Origin of the sequence: Enterobacter sp. 198 (genome assembly GCF_009025585.1) — a bacterium.
GTDB lineage: Bacteria > Pseudomonadota > Gammaproteobacteria > Enterobacterales > Enterobacteriaceae > Enterobacter > Enterobacter ludwigii.
Genome location: NZ_WCIM01000015.1, coordinates 170,047 through 191,389 on the forward strand (window position 1 = coordinate 170,047; position 21,343 = coordinate 191,389).

21 protein-coding genes and 3 tRNA genes are annotated in these 21,343 nt (G+C 55.0%); 11 read left to right on the forward strand and 13 right to left on the reverse strand.

From position 1 onward, the window contains the following. Positions 1–67: 67 nt before the first annotated feature. The 4 genes from F8561_RS07630 to orn form a co-directional block, all read right to left on the reverse strand. Positions 68–143 (reverse strand) — tRNA-Gly (locus F8561_RS07630). A gap of 36 nt (positions 144–179) precedes the next feature. After that, positions 180–255 (reverse strand) — tRNA-Gly (locus tag F8561_RS07635). 36 nt (positions 256–291) lie between these two features. Then, a tRNA-Gly gene (locus F8561_RS07640) sits at positions 292–367 on the reverse strand. Between the two features lie 215 nt (positions 368–582). Beyond that, positions 583–1,128, reverse strand: a complete 546-nt coding sequence (orn, locus tag F8561_RS07645) for an oligoribonuclease (protein WP_013095280.1) — start codon at positions 1,126–1,128, stop codon at positions 583–585. Positions 1,129–1,235: 107 nt separating this feature from the next. On the opposite strand from orn, the gene rsgA reads away from it, so the two are divergent. The 3 genes from rsgA to mscM all read left to right on the forward strand — a co-directional run bounded on the left by rsgA (position 1,236) and on the right by mscM (position 6,697). After that, a complete protein-coding gene (rsgA, locus tag F8561_RS07650; RefSeq protein ID WP_020882951.1) occupies positions 1,236–2,288 on the forward strand; it encodes a small ribosomal subunit biogenesis GTPase RsgA in 1,053 nt (350 codons plus the stop codon). Between the two features lie 97 nt (positions 2,289–2,385). After that, the gene (gene asd / locus F8561_RS07655; protein ID WP_020882952.1) at positions 2,386–3,354 is read left to right on the forward strand and encodes an archaetidylserine decarboxylase; all 969 of its coding nucleotides are present in this window, start codon (positions 2,386–2,388) and stop codon (positions 3,352–3,354) included. A gap of 19 nt (positions 3,355–3,373) precedes the next feature. Beyond that, positions 3,374–6,697 (forward strand): miniconductance mechanosensitive channel MscM, encoded by a 3,324-nt coding sequence (mscM, locus tag F8561_RS07660; protein ID WP_025206261.1) that lies wholly within the window; start codon positions 3,374–3,376, stop codon positions 6,695–6,697. A gap of 39 nt (positions 6,698–6,736) precedes the next feature. On the opposite strand, the gene yjeM is transcribed toward mscM, so the two are convergent. Then, the gene (gene yjeM / locus F8561_RS07665; protein ID WP_151887312.1) at positions 6,737–8,236 is read right to left on the reverse strand and encodes a glutamate/gamma-aminobutyrate family transporter YjeM; all 1,500 of its coding nucleotides are present in this window, start codon (positions 8,234–8,236) and stop codon (positions 6,737–6,739) included. Positions 8,237–8,436: 200 nt separating this feature from the next. After that, complete coding sequence (epmA, locus tag F8561_RS07670; RefSeq protein WP_020882955.1) at positions 8,437–9,414, reverse strand: elongation factor P--(R)-beta-lysine ligase; 978 nt, start codon at positions 9,412–9,414, stop codon at positions 8,437–8,439. A gap of 310 nt (positions 9,415–9,724) precedes the next feature. On the opposite strand from epmA, the gene frdA reads away from it, so the two are divergent. The 4 genes from frdA to frdD are packed head-to-tail and all read left to right on the forward strand — an operon-like array spanning position 9,725 to position 13,018. Further along, positions 9,725–11,515, forward strand: a complete 1,791-nt coding sequence (gene frdA, locus F8561_RS07675) for a fumarate reductase (quinol) flavoprotein subunit (RefSeq protein WP_151887313.1) — start codon at positions 9,725–9,727, stop codon at positions 11,513–11,515. After that, complete coding sequence (gene frdB, locus F8561_RS07680; protein ID WP_020882957.1) at positions 11,508–12,242, forward strand: fumarate reductase iron-sulfur protein; 735 nt, start codon at positions 11,508–11,510, stop codon at positions 12,240–12,242. Before frdA ends, frdB begins: the two co-directional genes overlap by 8 nt. A gap of 10 nt (positions 12,243–12,252) precedes the next feature. After that, positions 12,253–12,648: a fumarate reductase subunit FrdC gene (gene frdC / locus F8561_RS07685; protein WP_014168296.1), complete on the forward strand. Its 396-nt coding sequence runs from the start codon at positions 12,253–12,255 to the stop codon at positions 12,646–12,648. A 10-nt stretch (positions 12,649–12,658) separates the two neighbouring features. Continuing rightward, positions 12,659–13,018: a fumarate reductase subunit FrdD gene (gene frdD, locus F8561_RS07690; RefSeq protein WP_020882959.1), complete on the forward strand. Its 360-nt coding sequence runs from the start codon at positions 12,659–12,661 to the stop codon at positions 13,016–13,018. Positions 13,019–13,047: 29 nt separating this feature from the next. Here the strand turns inward: frdD and ampR are convergent, their stop codons facing one another. Further along, a complete protein-coding gene (ampR, locus tag F8561_RS07695; RefSeq protein ID WP_025206264.1) occupies positions 13,048–13,923 on the reverse strand; it encodes a LysR family transcriptional regulator AmpR in 876 nt (291 codons plus the stop codon). Positions 13,924–14,055: 132 nt separating this feature from the next. Between ampR and F8561_RS07700 the strand changes: the two genes are divergently transcribed. Both F8561_RS07700 and F8561_RS07705 read left to right on the forward strand, forming a co-directional pair. Then, positions 14,056–15,201 carry a cephalosporin-hydrolyzing class C beta-lactamase ACT-109 gene (locus F8561_RS07700; protein ID WP_063157039.1) on the forward strand — a complete coding sequence of 382 codons (1,146 nt, stop codon included), beginning with the start codon at positions 14,056–14,058 and terminating at the stop codon, positions 15,199–15,201. Positions 15,202–15,299: 98 nt separating this feature from the next. Then, positions 15,300–15,830, forward strand: a complete 531-nt coding sequence (locus F8561_RS07705; protein WP_014168292.1) for a lipocalin family protein — start codon at positions 15,300–15,302, stop codon at positions 15,828–15,830. Here the strand turns inward: F8561_RS07705 and sugE are convergent. Beyond that, complete coding sequence (sugE, locus tag F8561_RS07710) at positions 15,827–16,144, reverse strand: quaternary ammonium compound efflux SMR transporter SugE (RefSeq protein WP_014168291.1); 318 nt, start codon at positions 16,142–16,144, stop codon at positions 15,827–15,829. The genes F8561_RS07705 and sugE overlap by 4 nt on opposite strands. A 262-nt stretch (positions 16,145–16,406) precedes the next feature. Between sugE and F8561_RS07715 the strand changes: the two genes are divergently transcribed. Further along, complete coding sequence (locus F8561_RS07715; protein WP_014168290.1) at positions 16,407–17,006, forward strand: LuxR C-terminal-related transcriptional regulator; 600 nt, start codon at positions 16,407–16,409, stop codon at positions 17,004–17,006. Positions 17,007–17,044: 38 nt separating this feature from the next. On the opposite strand, the gene ecnB is transcribed toward F8561_RS07715, so the two are convergent. The 3 genes from ecnB to efp form a co-directional block, all read right to left on the reverse strand. Next, entirely contained in the window at positions 17,045–17,191 is a 147-nt protein-coding gene (gene ecnB / locus F8561_RS07720; RefSeq protein ID WP_014168289.1) for a lipoprotein toxin entericidin B, read from the reverse strand. 108 nt (positions 17,192–17,299) lie between these two features. Beyond that, the gene (locus tag F8561_RS07725) at positions 17,300–17,431 is read right to left on the reverse strand and encodes an entericidin A/B family lipoprotein (protein WP_025206267.1); all 132 of its coding nucleotides are present in this window, start codon (positions 17,429–17,431) and stop codon (positions 17,300–17,302) included. Between the two features lie 58 nt (positions 17,432–17,489). Beyond that, entirely contained in the window at positions 17,490–18,056 is a 567-nt protein-coding gene (gene efp, locus F8561_RS07730) for an elongation factor P (protein WP_014882207.1), read from the reverse strand. Positions 18,057–18,096: 40 nt separating this feature from the next. On the opposite strand from efp, the gene epmB reads away from it, so the two are divergent. Next, positions 18,097–19,125: an EF-P beta-lysylation protein EpmB gene (epmB, locus tag F8561_RS07735; protein WP_025206268.1), complete on the forward strand. Its 1,029-nt coding sequence runs from the start codon at positions 18,097–18,099 to the stop codon at positions 19,123–19,125. Positions 19,126–19,188: 63 nt separating this feature from the next. Here the strand turns inward: epmB and F8561_RS07740 are convergent, their stop codons facing one another. Both F8561_RS07740 and groL read right to left on the reverse strand, forming a co-directional pair. Next, positions 19,189–19,542 carry a DUF4156 domain-containing protein gene (locus tag F8561_RS07740; RefSeq protein WP_020882965.1) on the reverse strand — a complete coding sequence of 118 codons (354 nt, stop codon included), beginning with the start codon at positions 19,540–19,542 and terminating at the stop codon, positions 19,189–19,191. 137 nt (positions 19,543–19,679) lie between these two features. Further along, positions 19,680–21,323: a chaperonin GroEL gene (gene groL, locus F8561_RS07745; protein WP_032679409.1), complete on the reverse strand. Its 1,644-nt coding sequence runs from the start codon at positions 21,321–21,323 to the stop codon at positions 19,680–19,682. Between the last annotated feature and the right edge of the window lie 20 nt (positions 21,324–21,343).

Sequence of the window (21,343 nt, forward strand, 5' to 3'; positions counted from 1 at the left end):
TCAGATGCAATAGAAAATGTCCCCAACGAAGCATTCCGCTGTGGATAATCTGGAGATGATAAGAATTTGGAGCGGGAAACGAGACTCGAACTCGCGACCCCGACCTTGGCAAGGTCGTGCTCTACCAACTGAGCTATTCCCGCTTGGGTGGTCCGTGCTGTGGAAGCACTTTCAAATTTTGGAGCGGGAAACGAGACTCGAACTCGCGACCCCGACCTTGGCAAGGTCGTGCTCTACCAACTGAGCTATTCCCGCTTGGGTGGTCCGTGCTGTGGAAGCACTTTCAAATTTTGGAGCGGGAAACGAGACTCGAACTCGCGACCCCGACCTTGGCAAGGTCGTGCTCTACCAACTGAGCTATTCCCGCAAATTTGCACTGCTTTTGTTGCTGTCGTAACGTGTATTTCTCTGTCGTTACGGGAGGCGCATTATACGAGAAATCCGTTTAGCTGCAACCCCCCTAAAAGCGTTTTTTGTGAAATTCAGTTCAAGTGATGGAATATTCATCGCTTTGCACGTTTTTACACCATTCATGCGTTCTGTAGGCCGGGTAACGCGCAACGCCCCCGGCAACCGCCTGAATTACAGCTTAATAAAGTTCTCGCGATAATACGCCAGTTCGGCCACGGACTCACGGATATCGTCCATGGCCTGATGCGTTCCCTGCTTTTTAAAGCCATCCAGGATTTCCGGTTTCCAGCGACGCGCCAGCTCTTTCAGGGTGCTCACATCCAGATAGCGGTAATGGAAGTAAGATTCCAGCTCCGGCATGTACTTAAACAGAAAACGGCGATCCTGACCGATGCTGTTACCGCAGATAGGTGATTTGCCCGCCGGAACCCACTGTTTCAGAAACTCAAGCGTTGCCAGCTCCGCCTCGCGATCGCCCATGGTGCTCGCCTTAACGCGCTCCACCAGCCCGCTCCCCGTGTGGGTGCGCACGTTCCACTCATCCATTAACGCAAGCTGGTCGTCGGACTGATGAACCGCGATAGTCGGCCCTTCCGCCAGAATATTCAGGTTGGCATCGGTCACCAGGGTTGCAATCTCAATAATGCGATCGCGCTCGGGATCCAGCCCGGTCATTTCAAGATCGATCCAAATCAGGTTGTTTTCATCCGCGCTCATGTTATTTTCCACCCTTCTCGCATAACCGGCTGTAGCAGGTTAACTAGTATTAATTAGAGTGTATCATAGAGGTTTTGCCCCTTACGGGCGACCAGGAGCCAGCGCGATTGAGTAAAAATAAACTCTCCAAAGGGCAGCAGCGCCGTGTGAATGCCAATCACCAGCGCCGTCTTAAAACCACTTCGGAGAAGGTCGATTACGACGACAACCTGTTTGGCGAACCGATGGAAGGCATCGTCATCAGCCGTTTCGGTATGCACGCCGACGTGGAATCCGCCAACGGTGAGATTCACCGCTGCAACATCCGCCGGACGATTCGTTCTCTGGTGACCGGCGATCGCGTGGTCTGGCGCCCGGGTAAAGAAGCGGCGGAAGGCGTCACGGTAAAAGGCATCGTTGAGGCGGTCCACGCGCGTACGTCGGTACTGACCCGTCCCGATTTCTACGACGGGGTTAAACCTATCGCAGCCAACATTAACCAGATCGTTATCGTCTCGGCGATTTTGCCCGAACTTTCGCTCAATATTATCGACCGATACCTTGTCGCCTGTGAAACGCTGCAGGTTGAACCGATCATCGTACTCAACAAAATCGATCTGCTCGATGAAGACGGTATGAACTTCGTCAACGAGCAGATGGATATCTACCGTAACATCGGGTATCGCGTTCTGATGGTTTCCAGCTATACCAAAGATGGTCTGAAACCGCTTGAAGAGGCGCTTACCGATCGCATCAGCATCTTTGCGGGACAGTCCGGTGTGGGCAAATCGAGCCTGCTGAACAACCTTCTCGGCCTCCAGCAAGAGATCGTGACCAACGATGTGTCTGATGTTTCTGGCTTGGGCCAGCACACCACGACCGCGTCACGCCTGTATCACTTCCCGCACGGCGGCGATGTCATTGACTCCCCGGGCGTGCGTGAATTCGGTTTGTGGCACCTTGAGCCGGAACAAATCTTCAACGGATTTGTCGAATTCCATGATTATTTAGGTGCTTGCAAATACCGCGACTGTAAACATGACAATGACCCGGGCTGCGCTATCCGTGAAGCGGTCGAGAAAGGCGAAATAGCGGAGACCCGCTTTGAAAACTACCACCGCATTCTCGAGAGCATGGATCAGGTAAAAACGCGTAAAAACTTTTCTGATTCTGATAACTGACAACTAAGCTAAGCATCGCTAAAATCGTCCCCTTTTTTCAGGTTCCGGCGCTTTGCGGCCGGATCAGGAACGACAAAACAATGGCCTGGAGGCTACCTTGTTAAACTCATTTAAACTTTCGCTTCAATACATTCTGCCGAAACTGTGGCTCACTCGCCTGGCGGGCTGGGGCGCGAGCAAACGAGCGGGCTGGCTGACCAAACTGGTCATCGACCTTTTCGTAAAATATTACAAGGTCGACATGAAAGAGGCGCAGAAGCCGGATACCGCCAGCTACCGCACCTTCAACGAGTTTTTCGTCCGCCCACTGCGCGACGACGTGCGCCCGCTGAATACGGACCCTAACGTGCTGGTGATGCCTGCAGATGGCGTGATTAGCCAACTGGGTCACATCGAAGACGACAAAATCCTGCAGGCGAAAGGCCATAACTACAGCCTGGAAGCGTTGCTGGCAGGTAACTACCTGATGGCGGATCTGTTCCGTAACGGGACCTTCGCGACCACCTATCTCTCACCGCGCGACTATCACCGCGTGCACATGCCGTGCAACGGCATCCTGCGTGAAATGATCTACGTTCCGGGCGATCTGTTCTCCGTGAACCACCTCACGGCGCAGAACGTACCTAACCTGTTCGCCCGTAACGAACGCGTCATTTGCCTGTTTGATACTGAATTCGGCCCTATGGCGCAGATTCTCGTGGGCGCGACCATTGTCGGCAGCATTGAAACCGTCTGGGCTGGCACCATCACCCCACCACGTGAAGGCGTGATCAAGCGCTGGACCTGGCCTGCCGGTGAAGAAGAAGGCTCTGTCGCCCTGCTGAAAGGTCAGGAGATGGGTCGCTTCAAGCTGGGATCAACCGTTATCAACCTGTTTGCACCGGGTAAAGTTAAGCTGGCCGAACAGCTTGAAAGCCTGTCGGTCACCAAACTGGGTCAGCCGCTGGCCGTCTCTACCGAAACCTTCGTAACGCCGGTGGCAGAACCTGCACCGTTGTCCCAAGAAGAGATCGACGCCGAGCACGACGCCAGCCCGCTGGTTGACGACAAAAAAGACGAAGGCTAATAACAGAAGGATCGCTGACGTGCGCCCGATTATCGTTCTACTGATGGCCTGGTGCCTCAGCATGGGGGCGTACGCAGCGACAGCCCCCGACGCAAAACAGATAACCCAGGAACTGGAGCAGGCAAAAGCGGCAAAACCCGCTCAGCCAGAGACCGTTGAGTCGCTCCAGTCCGCCCTGAACGCGCTTGCGGAGCGAAAAGGCTCCCTTGAGCGTGCGCAGCAATATCAGCAGGTTATCGACAACTTCCCGAAACTCTCGCAAACGCTGCGCTCGCAGCTCAGTAATCTGCGTGATGAACCGCGCGATATACCGGCGGACATGTCTTCTGATGCGCTGAATCAGGAGATCCTCCAGGTCAGCAGCCAGCTTCTGGAAAAGAGCCGTCTGGCTCAGCAGGAGCAGGAGCGGGCGCGTGAAATTGCCGACTCGCTCAGCCAGCTTCCCCAGCAGCAAACCGATGCCCGCCGCCAGCTTAATGAAGTTGAGCGTCGCGTTGGCACGCAAAGCGGCAACACGCCGCAAGCGCAGGCGCAGAATCTGGGGCTGCAGGCCGAATCTGCTCGCCTCAAAGCCCTTGTCGATGAACTGGAGCTGGCGCAGCTGTCCGCCAATAACCGCCAGGAGCTGTCGCGGATGCGCTCTGAGCTGGCGCAGAAGCAGAGCGAACAGCTGGATGCATATCTGCAGGCCCTGCGTAATCAGCTTAACAGCCAGCGGCAGCGCGAAGCCGAGCGTGCGCTTGAAAGCACCGAACTGCTGGCGGAAAACAGCGCTAACCTGCCCAGCGGCATCGTTGAGCAGTTTAAGGTCAACCGCGAGCTCTCTGCGGCGCTGAACCAACAGGCGCAGCGTATGGATCTGGTGGCCTCGCAACAGCGTCAGGCTACCAATCAAACCCTGCAGGTCCGCCAGGCGCTTAACACGTTGCGTGAGCAGTCCCAGTGGCTAGGGTCATCAAACCTGCTGGGTGAGGCGTTACGCGCGCAGGTCTCACGCCTGCCGGAAATGCCCAAACCGCAACAGCTGGATACAGAAATGGCTCAGCTGCGCGTGCAGCGACTGCACTTTGAGGATCTGCTCAACAAACAGCCGCAAATCCGCCAGATCCGTCAGGCTGACGGACAGCCGCTGACCAGCGAGCAGAACCGCATTCTGGAAGCCCAGTTGCGTACCCAGCGTGAACTGCTGAACTCCCTGCTCCAGGGCGGGGATACGCTGATTCTGGAACTGACCAAGCTGAAGGTCTCTAATAGCCAACTGGAAGATGCGCTGAAAGAGGTGAATGAGGCAACGCACCGTTATCTCTTCTGGACCTCCGACGTGCGGCCGATGACCTTCTCGTGGCCGATTGAGATTGTTCAGGATCTGCGCCGCCTTATTTCGCTGGATACCTTCAGCCAGCTGGGCCAGGCCAGCGTGATGATGCTCACCAGTAAAGAGACCATTTTCCCGCTGCTGGCCGCGCTGATTCTGGTGGGCTTCAGCATTTACTCGCGCCGGTATTTCACCCGATTCCTGGAGCGCTCCAGCGCCCGGGTGGGGAAAGTTACGCAGGATCACTTCTGGCTGACGTTACGCACCGTCTTCTGGTCGATTCTCGTCGCCTCACCGCTACCGGTGCTGTGGATGACGCTTGGATATGGCCTGCGGGAAGCCTGGCCCTACCCGCTCGCGGTGGCCATTGGCGATGGCGTCACTGCCACGGTGCCACTGCTGTGGGTGGTAATGATTTGCGCCACGTTCGCGCGGCCCAACGGTTTGTTCATCGCTCACTTCGGCTGGCCGCGTAATCGCGTTGCACGCGCCATGCGTTACTACCTGATGAGCATCGGACTGATTGTGCCGCTGATTATGGCGCTGATCATGTTCGATAAACTCAATGACCGGGAATTCTCAGGGTCGCTGGGCCGCCTCTGCTTTATGCTGATATGCGGGGCGCTGGCAATTGTCACGCTCAGCCTGAAACGCGCCGGTATTCCGCTCTATCTGGATAAATCCGGTAACGGCGACAACATGTTCAACCGGCTGCTCTGGAACCTGCTGCTGAGCGCACCGCTGATTGCCATGCTGGCAGCGACGGTGGGTTACCTGGCGACCGCCAAGGCGCTGCTGGCGAGGCTTGAAACCTCGGTGGCGATCTGGTTCCTGCTTCTGGTGGTGTATCACGTGATACGCCGCTGGATGCTGATCCAGCGCCGCCGTCTGGCGTTCGACCGTGCCAAGCACCGGCGGGCAGAGATCCTCGCCCAGCGTGCGCGTGGCGAGGAAGAGCCAAACCATGTCAACAGCACAGAAGGCACGACGGAAGCTGACGAAGTCGAGCTGGATCTGGATGCCATCAGTACCCAATCCCTGCGACTGGTACGCTCCATCCTGATGCTGATTGCCCTGCTGTCGGTGATCTTCCTGTGGTCGGAAATTCACTCCGCGTTTGGCTTCCTGGAAAACATCTCTCTGTGGGACGTAACGTCCACGGTACAAGGTGTGGAGAGCCTGGAGCCGATTACCTTAGGCGCGGTGTTGATTGCCATTCTGGTGTTGATCATCACCACCCAGCTGGTGCGTAACTTCCCGGCGCTGCTGGAGCTGGCCCTGCTGCAGCATCTCGATTTAACCCCGGGGACGGGATATGCAATTACCACCATCACCAAATATCTGATCATGCTGTTTGGCGGGCTGGTCGGCTTCTCAATGATTGGTATTGAATGGTCGAAACTGCAGTGGCTGGTGGCGGCACTTGGTGTGGGGTTAGGGTTTGGCTTACAGGAGATCTTCGCCAACTTTATCTCTGGCCTGATTATTCTGTTCGAAAAACCGATTCGTATTGGCGATACGGTAACGATCCGCGACTTGACCGGCAGTATCACCAGGATCAACACGCGCGCCACCACGATCAGCGACTGGGACCGTAAAGAGATCATCGTGCCGAACAAGGCGTTTATTACCGAGCAGTTTATCAACTGGTCGCTGTCAGACTCCGTCACGCGTGTGGTGCTGACGGTACCTGCGCCGTCGGATGCCAACAGCGAAGAGGTCACTCAGATCCTCTACACCGCCGCGGAGCGCTGTTCATTTGTGATCGACAACCCGGCGCCGGAAGTGTTCCTGGTGGATTTACAACAGGGGATCCAGATTTTCGAACTGCGTATTTACGCCGCCGAAATGGGACACCGTATGCCACTGCGTCATGAGATCCACCAGCTGATTCTGGCAGGGTTCCGTGAGCACGGCATTGATATGCCGTTCCCACCGTTCCAGATGCGTCTGGAAAGCCTGGACGGGCGCAAAACGGGAAGAACGTTAACGTCAGCGGCGCGCACACGCCCGGCAGGAAGTCTGTAACCCTTCTCCCCTCCCTTCCGGGAGGGGAATGTTTGACCGCTACGCCACTTCCGTCAGCAACGCCACAGAATGTCGGCGGTAATTCTCATAAATCCCCATCGCCAGCAGTGAGAAGAAGACCGGGCCGCCCACCATCCACAGTGCGCTACTCCAGTCATTCGCCTCAATCACCGGCTGAATAACGGTAAAGATGTTGGCGAATGCCACTACCAGCACCACCACCGTGGTTGCCAGCAGCGTGGCGGCGCGCGTTTTGAAAATCACAAACGGACGCTCAAGATCCTCCTTCGCCTTAAAGAACGGGAAGGCCAGGCTCAGAAAGAGATAAGGCAGCGTCATCGACACGTTCGCCATCAGGGTCAGCTTGTTATAAAACGCTGACGCGGTATCCCCACCAAACGACACCAGCAAAATGAACACGCTGACCAGCAGGCACTGCATCCACATGGCGTTGGCGGGCATACCTGCGGTATTCAGTTGCGTCATGCGTGCAGGCCACAGCGCTTTTGGCGTGCCCTGAATTATCGCTTTCAACGGAGAGTAAATCAGCGTGAAAAACGCGCCGGTATAGGCAAGGAACATGGACAAGCCGGTGATGCGTGCAAACCAGACGCCCATCGTTGCCGCCGCTTCCGGTGTCAGATTCATCGCTTGTCCCAGCGTCATCCCCAGGCTTTTCATCAGCACATAGGTTATGTTGCCCAGGTTAGTGGTGTTGTTGCTGAGTACCTGCTGCCAGTTGGTGCTGACACCCCAGAGGAAAATTGCTAGCGAATAGCCAATGGAGATAACTATCGCGGCAAAAATAATGCCTTTCGCAAAGTTCTTTTCCGGGTTCTCGGTCTTGTCGACCAGGCCGCCCACCGCCTCAATACCGCCGTACGCAAAAATGGCAAACACCACAAAGGAGAGCATAGCGAGCCCGGACTGATAGCTGGGGTTGGGCGAGGAAACGAAGTTCACCTCCTGAGCGAAATGTCCGCCGTTCAGGCACAGAATGGCAATGCTGACCAGCAGCAACACCAGGTTCAGGCACATCACCGAGATCCCACCCACGGCGGTAATGCGGGCAATTTTGTTGATGCCCTTAGACGCCACCAGCGTTACAACCACCATCCAGCAGACGGCCAGAATCCCGACCACCTGCGTGGAGCTCAGACCGGCCAAAGACCAGACCTGAGTGTGATCGCTGCCGAAAACAAACGTCGAAAACGGTACCCAGACCTTGGCCGCCGTACTGACCATCCAGACCACATACGAGGAGAACCACATAAACGTGCCGATAAACGCGTAGCGCGGGCCGATGCTGTTGTTCATCCAGGAATAGATCCCGCCCTCTTCTTTGCGGTACGCCGCCCCCATTTCCGCCATCATCAGCGCAAACGGTATGAAGAAAAACAGGGCCGAGACGATGTAGAACGGCGTTGCGCTGTAGCCCATCAGATAGAAAGCCGACGGGCTGTTGGCAAAGCCAAAGACGGAGGTGAAAATCATCAGGATGAGCCCGGTGAGGGTCATCTTTTTAAGTGACTGGGACATAGCGCCATCCAAAGAAAGTTAAACTGCGCGGATGGTAGCAGAAGACCAGACTAATATTGTGGCTATTAGGGGCAAATTAAGAAAAAGACCTGCGTACAGAGAATGTGGCAGTTTTTAATGTTGTCGTGCGGAAATGGAAAGGTTAATTGACATCAGAGGTGAGCCGGGTAAGCGACAGCGCTACCCGGCAATACGGTGCGTTATGCGCGATCGACCGTAAACGCGATCACTTCGCCCAGCTGTTCTGCACCCAGCGCCAGCATCACCAGACGATCAACGCCCAGCGCCACGCCGGAGCAGTCCGGCAGGCCCGCTTTCAATGCTTCCAGCAGATGGGTATCAATGGGCTGCTGCGGCAGACCACGTGCCGCACGCTTGCGGTTATCCTGCTCAAAACGCTGCTGCTGTTCGCGTGCGTCGGTCAGTTCGTGGAAGCCGTTCGCCAGCTCGATACCTTTGTAATAGACCTCAAAACGCTCCGCCACGCGGTGATCTTCGGTGCTGATCTGCGCCAGCGAAGCCTGGCTTGCCGGGAAGTGATATACAAACGTCGGCCGGTCTTTGCCAATTTGCGGTTCAACGCCAAAGGTGAAGAGCAGTTGCAGCAGCGTGTCGCGGTCTTCTTCGGTATCTGCCACGTTGCTCAGATCCAGTTTTGCCGCCACTTCGCGCAGCTGCGCTTTATCCGCAGAGAGCGGATCAATTTCCAGGTAACGCTGGAAAACCTGCTGATAAGAGAGCGTTTCCGCTTCTGAGCACTCCAGCACCTGCTGCAGCAGATCGTCCACCTCGTTCATCAGGCGGTACATATCATAATGCGGACGGTACCACTCCAGCATGGTGAATTCCGGATTGTGGTGACGCCCCATCTCTTCATTACGGAAACTGCGGCACAGCTGATAGACCGGGCCACAGCCTGCCGCCAGCAGGCGTTTCATGTGGTATTCCGGGCTGGTCATCAGATACAAATTCATGCCCTGTGAGTGGCCAGGACCAACAAAACGGGTTTCAAACGGGACCAGATGAATATCCGTTACCGTTGCCTGACTCATGCACGGGGTTTCCACCTCAAGGACGCCGCGGTCGGCAAAGAAGCGGCGGATCTCCGCCATAATTGCAGCGCGTTTTAGCAGGTTGGGGATGGATGCGCTCGGCTGCCAGGTGGCCGTTTCGCTCATGAGTTTTTCTCCGATTTCAGACAAGGGCACGAAGTCTACTCGTTACCAGGGACGGAGACAAATTTTGCGCAGTAAAAAAGCGCATTTCATTTAGGCGAACAATTGCGCGACGAAATTCATTACTCACCGCGATAAATCGCCGCACAGAACAGCAAAAAAATCGAACACGTCAAATTTCCCTGACATCCACGCGGTTATACTGCTTTACCCATAAAGGAGCAGTGGAAACGCTTTCGCAATCGTCCTTTTGGACGGGTGAACTACCTTTAGTTTATCGCGTTGCGAAATAACAAAAATCTGGAGGAATGTCGTGCAAACTTTTCAAGCCGATCTTGCCGTTATAGGCGCTGGCGGGGCTGGATTACGTGCTGCGATTGCTGCAGCACAAGCTAATCCCAACGCTAAAATCGCATTGATTTCAAAAGTCTATCCGATGCGCAGCCATACGGTTGCCGCAGAAGGAGGATCCGCCGCCGTTGCGCAGGATCATGACAGCTTCGAATACCATTTCCACGACACGGTTGCAGGGGGCGACTGGCTTTGCGAGCAGGATGTCGTTGACTACTTTGTACACCATTGTCCTACGGAGATGACCCAGCTTGAACAGTGGGGATGTCCGTGGAGCCGTCGTCCGGACGGCAGCGTCAACGTTCGCCGCTTCGGCGGGATGAAGATCGAACGCACCTGGTTCGCCGCCGATAAAACCGGCTTCCACATGTTGCACACCCTGTTCCAGACCTCCCTTCAGTTCCCACAGATTCAGCGCTTTGACGAACATTTCGTCCTCGACATTCTGGTTGATGACGGTCAGGCGCGCGGTCTGGTGGCGATGAACATGATGGAAGGCACCCTCGTCCAGATCCGCGCCAACGCGGTGGTCATGGCTACCGGCGGTGCGGGGCGTGTTTACCGCTACAACACCAACGGCGGTATCGTCACCGGTGACGGCATGGGCATGGCGCTCAGCCACGGCGTGCCGCTGCGGGATATGGAGTTCGTGCAGTATCACCCTACTGGTCTGCCAGGCTCCGGCATTCTGATGACGGAAGGTTGTCGTGGTGAAGGCGGTATCCTGGTCAATAAAAATGGCTACCGCTATCTGCAGGATTACGGCATGGGCCCGGAAACCCCGCTCGGCGAGCCGAAAAACAAATACATGGAACTGGGCCCGCGCGACAAAGTGTCTCAGGCCTTCTGGCACGAGTGGCGCAAAGGCAACACCATCTCCACGCCACGCGGCGATGTGGTCTACCTCGACCTGCGTCATCTTGGCGAGAAGAAACTGCTGGAACGTCTGCCGTTCATTTGCGAACTGGCAAAAGCCTACGTTGGCGTCGATCCGGTGAAAGAGCCGATTCCGGTACGTCCAACGGCCCACTACACCATGGGCGGTATCGAAACCGATCAGCAGTGCGAAACCCGCATTAAAGGGCTGTTTGCCGTGGGCGAGTGCTCCTCTGTCGGCCTGCACGGTGCTAACCGTCTGGGGTCAAACTCACTGGCGGAGCTGGTGGTCTTTGGCCGCATGGCGGGCGAACGCGCGATGGAGCGTGCTGCCACCGCGGGCGAGGCGAACAGCGCGGCGCTGGATGCCCAGGTCGTTGACGTCGAAAAACGGCTAAAAAACCTGGTGAACCAGGAAGGAAATGAAAACTGGTCGAAAATCCGCGACGAGATGGGCCTGTCGATGGAAGAAGGCTGCGGTATCTATCGTACCCCTGAGCTGATGCAAAAAACCGTGGATAAGCTGGCAGAGCTGCAGGAGCGCTTCAAGCGCGTACGCATTACCGATACCTCCAGCGTGTTCAACACAGACCTGCTCTATACCATTGAGCTGGGTCACGGCCTGAACGTGGCGGAATGTATGGCGCACTCTGCGCTGGCACGTAAAGAGTCACGCGGCGCGCATCAGCGTCTTGATGAAGGCTGCACCGAACGTGATGACGTCAATTTCCTGAAACACACTCTCGCCTGGCGCGCTGCGGATGGCACCACCCGTCTGGACTACAGCGACGTGAAAATCACGACGTTGCCACCGGCTAAACGCGTGTATGGCGCAGAAGCAGAAGCCGCCGAGAAGAAGGAGAAGGCGAATGGCTGAGATGCAGAAACTGAAAATCGAAGTGGTGCGCTACAATCCGGAAGTGGACACCGCACCGCACAGCGCATTCTATGAAGTCCCTTATGACGAGCAAACCTCTCTGCTGGATGCGCTCGGCTATATCAAAGATAACCTTGCGCCGGACCTGAGCTACCGCTGGTCGTGCCGTATGGCAATCTGCGGCTCCTGCGGCATGATGGTCAACAAGGTGCCGAAACTGGCCTGTAAAACTTTCCTGCGTGAATACACCAAAGGCATCAAAGTAGAAGCGTTGGGTAACTTCCCGATTGAACGCGATCTGGTGGTCGATATGACCCACTTTATCGAAAGTCTGGAAGCGATTAAGCCGTACATCATCGGCAATCCACGTACGCCGGATCAGGGGACGAACACCCAGACACCAGCTCAGATGGCGAAATACCATCAGTTCTCCGGCTGCATCAACTGTGGTCTGTGCTACGCCGCGTGTCCACAGTTTGGCCTGAATCCAGAGTTTATTGGCCCGGCGGCCATTACCCTGGCGCACCGCTATAACGAGGACAGCCGCGACCACGGTAAAAAAGAACGTATGGCGCAGCTTAACAGCCAGAACGGCGTCTGGAGCTGTACTTTTGTGGGCTACTGCTCCGAAGTCTGTCCAAAGCACGTCGACCCGGCCGCCGCTATTCAGCAGGGTAAAGTGGAAAGCTCGAAAGACTTTCTTATCGCCACCCTGAAACCACGCTAAGGAGTGCATAATGACGACTAAACGCAAAGCCTACGTGCGGCCAATGCCGTCCACCTGGTGGAAGAAACTGCCGTTTTATCGCTTCTATATGCTGCGTGAAGGCACCGCGGTGCCGGCGGTCTGGTTCAGCCTGGAGCTGATGTACGGTGTTTATGCCCTCAAACATGGCCCTGAAACCTGGGCCAGCTTTGTCGGCTTCCTGCAAAACCCCATCATCGTGATCCTGAACCTGATTGTGCTCGCGGCAGCGCTGCTTCATACCAAAACCTGGTTTGAACTGGCGCCAAAAGCGGCGAACATCATCATTAAAGACGAGAAAATGGGGCCAGAGCCTGTCATTAAAGGGCTATGGGGCGTGACGATCCTCGTCACTGTGGTCATTCTGTTTGTCGCACTGTTCTGGTAAGGAGACTACTGTGATTAATCCAAATCCAAAACGTTCTGACGAGCCGGTCTTCTGGGGACTGTTTGGCGCAGGGGGGATGTGGAGCGCCATCATCGCGCCGGTCATCATCTTGCTGGTCGGTATTATGCTGCCACTGGGGCTGTTTCCGGGCGATGCGCTGGGTTACGAGCGAGTACTGGCCTTTGCCAGCAGCTTTATTGGCCGTGTATTCATCTTCCTGATGATCGTCCTGCCGCTGTGGTGTGGCCTGCACCGTATTCACCACGCGATGCATGACCTGAAAATCCATGTCCCGAGCGGGAAATGGGTGTTCTACGGTCTGGCAACCATCCTGACGGTGGTTACGCTGATTGCCGTGGTTACTATCTGATACATCAGGCCCGCCCCCCGGCGGGCCTGTCATTTCTGCATTTTCCCCACCAGCCACTGCGCAAACTCACGCATTGCAGGGGTTTCTGTCCGTGACTGCAATCGGGTTAACCAGTAACTGCCCAGCTCTATCTGTGTCGCAAACGGCTGAATGATACGTTCACTGTTCAGCAGATGAGTGAACATACTCACAGGCGCGATAGCAATTCCCACGCCGGCCTGCGCGGCTTCCAGCATGGTAACGGATGAATCAAACACCATCACCCGATGCGTTGGTGACGGCGGGAGTTCGCCCGCGGCCTGCATCCACGCCGACCATTCGTCGCGTCGGTAGGAGCGCAGCAGCGTAAACTTCAGCATGTCTGCCGGTGCTTGTAGCCCGACGGCAATTTCAGGCGTGCACAGCGGAGCCAGCGGCGCAGAACACAGAAACGTCGCTTCAGTGCCATGCCACGCCCCTCCACCGTAGCGGATCGTGTAATCCAGCCCTTCGGCGGCCGGATCGACGCGGTTATTATGGGTCGAAAGATGCAGATCGATATGCGGATAGCGGCGACGGAAATCATCCAGCTGCGCGAATAACACCCCGGTCGCAAAAGTCCCCACCACGCCAATTTTAAGCTTCTCCAGAGCGCGATGACTGGCAAAGCGATCCAGCATGCCGGCGATACGATCAAACGAATCGTTCAGCACCGGCAGCAGATTCTCGCCCTCTGTCGTCAGCATCAATCCGCGCGAAACCCGGACAAACAGCTGACAGTTCAGATGCTGTTCCAGCGTCTTAACGTGCTGACTGATGGCTGAATGGGTGACATTCAGCTCAATGGCAGCATTAGTAAAACTGAGGTGCCTTGCGGCGGCTTCGAAGGCACGAAGCGAATTAAGCGGTAAATAGCTGCGTGTCATCGACCCATCCGTTAGAAAAATTAACAGCTAATGCTAAATTTAACCGTTTGTCAGCCACAGTCAAATCCAACAGACTAGGTATGTCTGACGGGCCCGGACACTCCCTTGACTCGCTATTACGGAAGATAACTGATGATGAAAAAATCCCTGTGCTGCGCCCTGCTGCTCAGCACCTCCTGCGCTGCATTAGCCGCACCTATGTCAGAAACACAGCTGGCGAAGGTCGTGGAACGTACCGTTACGCCCCTGATGAAAGCGCAGTCTATTCCGGGTATGGCGGTCGCCGTGATTTATCAGGGCCAGCCGCACTACTTCACCTTCGGCAAGGCCGATGTCGCAGCGAACACACCCGTCACTGCACAAACGCTGTTTGAGCTGGGCTCAATCAGCAAAACCTTCACCGGCGTTCTGGGTGGCGATGCTATTGCTCGCGGTGAAATTTCGCTGGGCGATCCGGTGACCAAATACTGGCCTGAGCTGACCGGCAAACAGTGGCAGGGCGTTCGCATGCTGGACCTGGCAACCTATACTGCCGGTGGCCTGCCGTTACAGGTGCCCGATGAGGTTACCGATAATGCCTCGCTGCTGCGTTTTTACCAGTCCTGGCAACCACAGTGGGCGCCAGGCACCACGCGTCTTTATGCAAATGCCAGCATCGGTCTGTTTGGGGCTCTGGCGGTGAAACCTTCTGGCATGCGCTTTGAGCAGGCGATGACGGAGCGGGTCCTGAAGCCGCTTAACCTGAACCATACGTGGATTAACGTTCCGAAGGCAGAAGAACAGCATTACGCCTGGGGTTATCGTGACGGTAAAGCGGTTCACGTTTCGCCGGGCATGCTCGACGCTGAAGCGTATGGCGTGAAAACCAACGTTAAGGATATGGCGAGCTGGGTGGTGGCTAACATGGCCCCCGATGGCGTACAGGATGCCTCACTGAAGCAGGGCATGGTGCTTGCACAGTCTCGCTACTGGCGCACAGGCTCGATGTACCAGGGCCTGGGCTGGGAGATGCTCAACTGGCCGGTAGAAGCCAAAACCGTGGTGGAGGGCAGCGACAACAAGGTAGCGCTTGCACCGTTGCCCGTGGCAGAAGTGAACCCTCCTGCTCCACCGGTAAAAGCGTCATGGGTACATAAAACAGGCTCGACGGGCGGATTTGGCAGCTACGTGGCATTTATTCCTGAGAAGGAACTCGGCATCATTATGCTGGCGAACAAGAGCTATCCGAACCCGGAACGCGTGGAAGCGGCATACCGTATTCTGAGCGCTCTGCAGTAAAATCTTGCCGGGTGATGCTGATGCCCACCCGGCCTGCAAAATTCCCGCATTTTCCTTGCTGTCATCTACACTTAACAAAAAACAGTAAGGAAACTCCTATGCGCATTTTGCCTGTTATCGCCGCAGTGACAGCCGCGTTTTTAGTGGTTGCCTGCAGCTCCCCTACTCCCCCTCCCGGCGTCACCGTTGTCAGCAATTTCGACGCACAACGTTTTCTTGGAACATGGTATGAAATCGCGCGCCTTGACCACCGTTTTGAACGGGGTTTAGAGAAGGTCACGGCAAATTACAGCCCGATGGATGACGGCGGTATTCAGGTTATCAACCGGGGCTATAATCCGGACCGGGAAATGTGGCAGCAGTCGATTGGACAAGCGTACTTTACCGGCGACCCGCGACGGGCCGCGCTCAAAGTCTCCTTCTTCGGCCCGTTCTATGGCGGATATAACGTGATCGCGCTCGACAGAGAGTACCGTCACGCGCTGGTCTGCGGGCCGGATCGTAACTATCTGTGGATCCTCTCTCGCACCCCAACCCTTTCACCTGAGATGAAACAGCAGATGCTGGACGTCGCGACCCGGCAAGGGTTTGATGTGTCGAAACTCATCTGGGTAGAACAACCCCATTAATGGGTGCTGAGCTTCAACCCAATAATACCGGCCACAATCAGGGCGAGACTGGCGATACGCGCCAGACTCGCTGACTCCCCCAACAGCAGGATCCCCGTGATGGCTGCCCCCACGGCGCCAATTCCCGTCCAGACGGCATACGCTGTCCCCACCGGTAAAGAACGCATCGCCCACGAGAGCAAAACGATACTCACAATCATCGCGGTGATGGTAATAACGCTGGGTGTCAGGCGGGTAAAACCGTGGGTGTACTTCAGACCTATCGCCCATACCACTTCGAGCAGGCCAGCAATAACAAGAATGATCCAGGACATTTCAGGCTCCTTAACTTAAATGCAAGTTGGGGCCGTCCCCGATGAAGGAAGCGCTTACGGGTCGTCCCGCAAGGCAAAGATTACGCCTCATATTTTGGTTAGCGTGCGATTTTTTTTCAATCCTTTTGTGCTGAACATGTTAAGGCAAGAAATAGCCGCAGTATGCCGCGCAGTTCAGGCATTTATCACTCATCCGACTTCTCTATGATGATGTGCTTTCTGATGGCAGGAAGCCAAACCACTAGCCGACTGCGAATATAATATGTTCAAAATTCTTTTGATTGACCGTTGTCACTTCACCCGCACCGGGTTTGAAGCATGGCTCAATCATTCCGGTTTATTTCCGGAAAACGTCGTTGTGACCGGCCTGAATAATCTTTTCCTCGCCAGAGAGCACATTCTGCAATGGAAACCGACGCTGGTTATTGCTGACCTGCATGGGTTCAGACAGGATGTACATCCCTTTCAGTCACTCTCATCTTTACTGAACGCCAGCGAAAGAGTGCCCTTTATTTTGCTGCAATCGGGTGAGGATAGTGAAATGACCGCCTGGCTGAAGCAATTCCCGGTCTGGTCATCGCTGTTGAAAAATGCCCGTCTTGAACAACTGGGGACAGTTATCCACGACGCACTAATTTCGCACGCGAACAGTGAAAAGCCAAAGGTAACCGCACCTTTGCTGACGCGCCAGGAGGAGAAAGTGCTGACGTTGTGGATGGAGGGTGCCAGCAATCAGAAAATTGCGGCTCACCTGAGTATTAACGGTAAAACGGTCTATACCTATAAACGGAATATCCGCATGAAATTGCATATGGATACGCGTTATTCACCGTTTTTATCCCTGCAGGAATCAGAAAGCTGACGGTACGAAACCCGTCTGGTTCCGTACCGTTTATTCAATTACTGCTGTGCTTTACTTGCCGCACCAGAGATTGCGCTACCACCTTCAGAAATATCCTGACCAACGCCACGCGTGGTATTACAGGCTGTTAATACTGAAGAAAGTACCAGGACTGAAAAGATCGCTGCAATTGTCTTCTTAACCATAATATCTTCCTTTTATAGCCAAAGTTGTTTTGTGTATAGCAATTTAAGAATAGACAATATCCCGTCGTTTGACGGAAAAGGACGCATTTTTAGGAAAATTAGACGGGGTTAGCTGGCCGCGTGAGAAATGATATGGCCGAGATCCTGGATATCTTCCCCCATTCCACGCGTGGTGTTACAGCCGGAAAGCAACGCGCTGGACAGCGCTAACAGAAGCAGAATTTTAACGGTACGGTTCATCATCCCTGCCTGCAAAAAACAGGCGCAGCGGGCGCTGCGCCTTCAGTCTTGACGTAAATTACTTCACGCGAGATACGTATTCGCCGGAGCGGGTATCTACTTTGATCACTTCACCAGTCTGTACGAACAGTGGAACTTTAACCACTGCACCGGTGGACAGGGTAGCTGGCTTGCCGCCAGTACCTGCGGTATCACCTTTCAGACCTGGGTCGGTTTCAACGATTTCCAGCTCTACGAAGTTTGGTGGGGTAACAGCGATAGGCTGGCCGTTCCACAGGGTCACGATGCACTCAGCCTGGTCCAGCAGCCATTTTTCGCTATCGCCAATCGCTTTAGCATCCGCAGACAGCTGCTCGAACGTTTCGTTGTTCATGAAGTGCCAGAACTCACCGTCGTTGTACAGGTAAGTCAGGTTCATATCGACAACATCAGCGCCTTCAGCGGAGTCAGTAGACTTGAAGGTTTTCTCAACACGGGTACCGGTCAGCAGGCGACGCAGCTTAACGCGCGCGAATGCCTGGCCTTTACCTGGTTTAACGAATTCGCTGGCTTCAACCGCGTACGGTTCGCCGTCCATCATGATTTTAAGACCAGCACGAAAATCGTTGCTATAGTACGTTGCCATAAGGCCCTCTAAATTTGTTAACTGGTAGCTAAGCCACAAAATGGCGCATATTGTAACCCTAAACACCCCGTCCAGAGAAGATTGGTTATCGCAACTTGCCGATGTAATCACCAGTCCTGATGAATTGCTGCGTCTGTTAGACCTCGATCAGCACCCAGAGTTGCTTGCAGGCCGCGAGGCTAAGCGACTTTTTGCCCTGCGGGTTCCCCGCGCGTTTGTTGCCCGTATGGAGAAAGGAAACCCTGACGATCCATTATTAAAACAAACGCTTACTGCGCAGGAAGAGTTTATATCGGCGCCAGGATACAGCACCGATCCTCTGGAAGAGCAGAACAGTGTGGTACCGGGTTTACTGCACAAATATCTCAACCGTGCCCTGCTGCTGGTGAAAGGCGGTTGCGCGGTAAACTGCCGTTATTGTTTCCGTCGCCACTTCCCGTATGCCGAAAATCAGGGTAATAAACGCAACTGGCAGGTCGCCCTGGACTATATCGCCGCCCATCCGGAACTGGATGAGATCATTTTTTCAGGTGGCGATCCGCTGATGGCAAAAGATCATGAGCTGGACTGGCTGTTGACCCAGCTTGAAGCCATTCCACACATTAAGCGTTTGCGCATCCACAGCCGTTTACCGATTGTTATTCCGGCACGTATTACGGACGGTCTGGTATCTCGCCTTGAGCAGTCTCGTTTACAGGTTCTGCTGGTGAACCATATCAACCATGCGAATGAAATCGACGAGGCATTCCGTGCGGCGATGGCGCGTCTGCGTAAAGCGGGTGTGACGCTGTTGAACCAGAGCGTGTTGCTGCGCGGTGTGAATGATAATGCCCGGGTTCTGGCGGAGCTCAGTAATGCGTTATTCGATGCGGGCGTGATGCCATACTACCTGCACGTACTGGATCGTGTGCAAGGCGCGGCGCATTTCATGGTCACGGATGAAGAGGCCCGGCAGATTATGCGCGAACTGTTAACGCTGGTTTCAGGCTATATGGTGCCGAAGCTGGCGCGAGAGATTGGCGGTGAGCCGAGTAAGACACCGCTGGATTTGCAACTGCGGCAACAATAACGGCAGGTGGCGCTACGCTTATCCGCCCGGTGGGGTTGGGCGCAGCGCCATCAGCACTGTAGATCAGTTAGGGCACTTATAGACCTGGCCATTCATCTGGCTGGCCGTTGGCACGAAGCTGGACAACATCCCTTGCGACGGGCTGCTCACACCGTAAATCACGTTGCCACCCATCTCTGCAGCCTGGTTACGCAGCGCGTTAGCGGCACCGCGCATAGATCCACCTTCTTCACCGTGCTGACCCGACATCCAGTTGCTTTGCTCACCGGTTGCCGTGCCTAAAAACTGGCACTCGTTACCCGGCTTATCTTCAACAAAGCGAACGCCCTGACCTGCAGCAGACAGCTCATTGCTGGAGCTACAACCCGCCAGCAGCAATGCTGCTCCTACGATCCCTGCACAGACTTTTACGCGCATGTTATTCCTCGTTTTCAATAAGCTGGACAGCAGATGTTGTCCGTGTGTAAACCTTATACTAAAAAGATGACCAAAAGAAAAACCCCCGAGCATTTCTGCCCGGGGGTTTTTCTCATTCTAAGCGGTAAAGCGCACGATTACATCATGCCGCCCATACCACCCATGCCGCCCATACCCGCAGCACCTAAGTCAGGTGCGTCGCCTTTAGGCATGTCGGTCACCATGCACTCGGTAGTGATCATCAGACCCGCTACAGAGGCCGCGTACTGCAGTGCAGAACGGGTCACTTTGGTTGGATCCAGGATACCGAAGTCGATCATGTTGCCGTATTCTTCAGTTGCAGCGTTGTAACCGTAGTTACCTTCGCCCGCTTTCACCATGTTCGCAACCACGGATGGCTCTTCACCGGCGTTGGAAACGATCTGACGCAGTGGTGCTTCCATTGCGCGCAGCGCAACTTTGATACCCACGTTCTGATCTTCGTTCTGAGCAGTCAGGCCAGCCAGTTTAGCGGCAACACGCACCAGCGCGACACCACCACCAGCTACCACGCCTTCTTCTACTGCTGCACGGGTCGCGTGCAGAGCATCGTCAACGCGTGCTTTCTTCTCTTTCATTTCAACTTCAGTTGCCGCGCCCACTTTGATTACTGCCACGCCGCCTGCCAGTTTCGCTACGCGCTCCTGCAGTTTTTCACGGTCGTAATCAGAGGTTGCTTCTTCAATCTGCTTACGGATCTGAGCAACACGGCCCTGAATAGCCGCTTCTTCACCCACGCCATCGATGATGGTGGTGGTGTCTTTGTTGATCACAACGCGTTTAGCCTGGCCCAGGTCTTCCAGGGTCGCTTTTTCCAGCTCCATACCGATCTCTTCAGAGATTACGGTACCGCCAGTCAGGGTAGCGATATCCTGCAGCATCGCTTTACGGCGGTCGCCGAAGCCAGGTGCTTTAACCGCAGCCACTTTCACGATGCCACGCATGGTGTTAACCACCAGGGTCGCCAGTGCTTCACCTTCAACGTCTTCAGCAATGATAACCAGCGGCTTGCCTGCTTTCGCAACGGCTTCCAGCACTGGCAGCATTTCACGGATGTTGGAGATTTTCTTGTCAGCCAGCAGGATGAATGGGCTTTCCAGCTCAACAGCGCCCGTTTCTGGCTTGTTGATGAAGTATGGGGACAGGTAACCGCGGTCGAACTGCATACCTTCAACCACGTCCAGTTCGTCTTCCAGACCGGTACCGTCTTCAACGGTGATCACGCCTTCTTTACCGACTTTGTCCATCGCTTCCGCAATCAGTTTACCTACGGTTTCGTCGGAGTTAGCGGAGATAGTACCAACCTGAGCAATCGCTTTAGAGTCGGAGCATGGAACGGACAGTGTTTTCAGCTCTTCAACCGCCGCAGTAACCGCTTTGTCGATACCGCGCTTCAGATCCATTGGGTTCATACCCGCAGCAACGGCTTTCAGACCTTCGGTGATGATAGCCTGTGCCAGTACGGTTGCGGTGGTGGTACCGTCGCCTGCAGCGTCGTTCGCTTTAGAGGCAACTTCTTTCACCATCTGCGCGCCCATGTTTTCGAACTTGTCTTCCAGCTCGATTTCACGTGCTACAGAAACACCGTCTTTCGTGATGGTTGGCGCGCCGAAGGATTTATCCAGCACTACGTTACGGCCTTTCGGGCCCAGGGTCACTTTAACTGCATCTGCCAGTACGTTTACGCCGCGGAGCATTTTTACACGAGCGTCGTTACCGAATTTTACGTCTTTAGCTGCCATGTTCTTATTTCCTCAAATTC